General features: G+C 33.2%; 2 protein-coding genes. Both read right to left on the minus strand.

What is annotated here, in order from left to right:
• Positions 1-1,313 (minus strand): UDP-N-acetylmuramoyl-L-alanyl-D-glutamate--2,6-diaminopimelate ligase (locus tag Q0075_RS09930; RefSeq protein WP_297869368.1); only part of this gene is annotated, 1,313 nt, incomplete at its 3' end.
• Positions 1,310-3,292 carry a penicillin-binding protein gene (locus Q0075_RS09935; RefSeq protein WP_297869369.1) on the minus strand — a complete coding sequence of 661 codons (1,983 nt, stop codon included), beginning with the start codon at positions 3,290-3,292 and terminating at the stop codon, positions 1,310-1,312. The genes Q0075_RS09930 and Q0075_RS09935, both read right to left, overlap by 4 nt.
• Positions 3,293-3,303 lie beyond the last annotated feature (11 nt).

Consider the following 3,303-nt stretch of genomic DNA (forward strand, 5'->3'; position numbering starts at 1 on the left):
GCTTGTTTTCTATCTAAAATAGAAACCGTTTTCTTAAAATTTTGAGGCTCTACTCCTTTTTCCATTTCTTCGATAATCGTTTCTGGATTTTCGGTTCTTGGATTATCGGATGTAAAAATGGCCTTGTCACTCATTGATGAAGCGATGTTGGCCATAATTGGTCTCTTCGTTTTATCTCTATCACCACCACAACCTACAACTGTAATTAATTGTTCGTTTTTAGTGCGAATATCTTCTATCGTTTTTAATACATTTTCTAGTGCGTCAGGTGTGTGAGCATAATCTACGATTGCTGTAATTTTAGAATCGGAAACTATAAATTGAAAACGTCCAGAAACACTTTCTAATTCGGAAAGTAAGCGTAAGGCTTCTGTCTTTTCGATTCCTAATTCAACTGCTACTCCGTAAATAGCTAATAAATTATAAGCGTTGAAAGAACCAATTAATTTTACCCAAACTTCATTATCGTTGATTTTTAATAACAATCCTGATAATTGATTTTCTAAAATTTGCGCTTTGTAATCGGCATAGGATTTTAAAGCGTAAGTTAATTTTTTAGCCTTTGTATTTTGAAGCATAACAGCTCCGTTTTTATCATCTATATTCGTTAAAGCAAAAGCATTTTTAGTCAAACTATCAAAGAATGCTTTTTTCACATCTCTGTATTCAGCAAACGTATTGTGATAATCTAAATGATCGTGTGATAAATTGGTGAAAACGCCACCTTCAAAACGTAAAGCTTCCGTTCTTTTTTGATGAACTCCGTGCGAGGACACTTCCATAAAGCAAAACTCACAACCTTCTTGAACCATTAAATCTAGAAACTTATTAATCGTTAAAGAATCTGGAGTGGTATGTGTTGCTTTAAATTCTTGTTCGTCAACCATAATTTTAACGGTTGATAACAAACCAACTTTATAACCAGCTTTTTTGAATAATTGGTATAATAATGAAGCAATTGTAGTTTTACCATTTGTTCCTGTTACACCAACTAATCTTATGTTTTCAGAAGGATTTTCGTAGTAATTAGCTGCTAAAAACGCTAACGCTTCGTTAGAATCTTTTACTTTAATATAAGTAACACCGTTTACAATTACACTTGGGAATTCTTCACAAATTACCGCAATAGCACCTAGACTTAGTGCTTTTTCAATATAATCATGACCGTCAGAAAGTGTTCCTCTGATAGCTACAAAAACATCGTTCAATTCAATTTTTCTCGAATCGAATTCAATTTTTGAAACAGTAACATCGGTAGTTCCATGAACTGCTTCAATGTGTACTTTATATAATATGTCTTTTAATTGCTTCAAGATAATTCGATTATGATGGTTTGATTTTTGTTAAAAGCTTGTCCCGATGTTAAGGATTGTTTTTTAACTCTTCCCACACCAATAACTTTTACTTTTAATCCTAAATTTTCTAATAAGGCTACAGCGTCCATTCCGTCCATTCCTTTCACATTTGGAACAATTAGCTCTTCTGCAACAACTTTTTTATAATATTCTGCGTATTTATTTTCTTCTGAAATTACTTTTGCATCAATATTTTTAACATGATTCATTGAAGGAGAATCGGTAAATATTTTTTGTGCGATTCTTTTAAAAACAGGCCCAGCAACATCCGCTCCATAATATCCAGCGGCAACATTTGGTTTGTGAACTACTACGATGCATGAATATTTAGGCTTATCAGCCGGAAAATATCCTACAAAAGAAGATGCGTAATACAACTGTGACTTATCTTTATAATTTACCTGAGCTGTTCCTGTTTTTCCTGCCATTGAGAAATCTTTGGAATACAATTTAGAACCAGTTCCTTTTTTTACTACGTTTTCTAAAACGGCATGAATTTTATTCAAAGTCTCTTGAGAACAAATTTTCGGATTGATAACTTGTGTATCAAATTTTTTGATGGTTTTATTCCATTCTTTTATTTCGCTAACGAAAATGGGTTTTACCATTACTCCGTCATTAGCAACTGCGTTGTATAAAGTCAAGGTTTGCAATGGTGTAACGGATAATCCATAACCAAAAGCCATCCAAGGCAATGCTACTCCCGACCATCTATCTGTTCCTGGTTGCGGAATAATTGGAGTTCCTTCACCTTTTATTGGTAAACCAAGAGGTTTGTTTAATCCGTAACTATTGATTCTATCTACAAATTGTTTTGGATTATTTTTATAACTTTCATAAACCGATTGTACTAAAACGGTGTTGGATGACAACTCAAACCCTCTTGCTAGAGAAATTTTTCCGTAACCTTTACCATTAGAATCTTTAACAGATCTTCCGTAATATTGAATTCTACCACCTTTTGAATCATAAATAGTACTCGTATCTGCTTTTTTATCATCTAAAACCGCAATCAAATCCATCAACTTGAAAGTCGAACCTGGCTCATGCGATTCAGTAATAGCATAATTTTGTGTTTCATAATACGAACCATCTTCAGCTCTTCCCAAATTTGAGATGGCTTTAACATGACCTGTTTTAGTTTCCATTACCACTACGCAACCATGATCGGCGCTATAATATTCCAATTGTTTTAATAAAGCGTGATGCGCAATATCTTGAATATAAACATCAATTGTAGAAATAATATCGTAACCATCTTGTGGTTCTTTTTCGTTTACATCATTAATAGGTTTCCACTGATTTTTTGCAATTTTTTGCATCATTCTGTGTCCATTTTTTCCGTTCAAATAATTGCGGAAAGCGTATTCCAAACCTTTTCCATCTTCATTTGAACGTTCGTAACCGATAGTTCTTTTCGCTACTAATCCGATTGGGTGTTCTCTCACAATTTTTTGCTCGATAATCAATCCGCCTTTATTGGCTCCTTTATTAAATAATGGAAATGATTTCAAACGCATTTGCTCGGTATAACTTAATTTTTTAGCAATAAATAAGTAGCGACTTTTATTAGCGCGTGCCTTTTGCAATTTTGCTTGATAATGTCCGGATGATTTTCCAAACATCACAGAAAGTGAATCCGAAAGCGCTTGAATATTTTCTTTGAAAAGTTCCGATGAAGGCGCCACAGCATCAAAATAAATAGAATATTCTGGAATTGATGTTGCCAATAAACTTCCATCAGCCGAATATACATTTCCTTTGTTTGCAGGAATAGTAAAATTTTTAACAGTTCTTTCTTTTGCTAATTTTCGGTAATAAGAACCTTCTACCCATTGAATATTATTAAGTTTTATCAATACAAGAACAGCCATCATGAAAAACATGAAGGCTACAAAATACATGCGGTACGATATTTTTTTATCTTCTACTGCCATATTTTTAATTT

Origin of the sequence: uncultured Flavobacterium sp. (assembly GCF_937967675.1) — a bacterium.
Taxonomy (GTDB): domain Bacteria; phylum Bacteroidota; class Bacteroidia; order Flavobacteriales; family Flavobacteriaceae; genus Flavobacterium.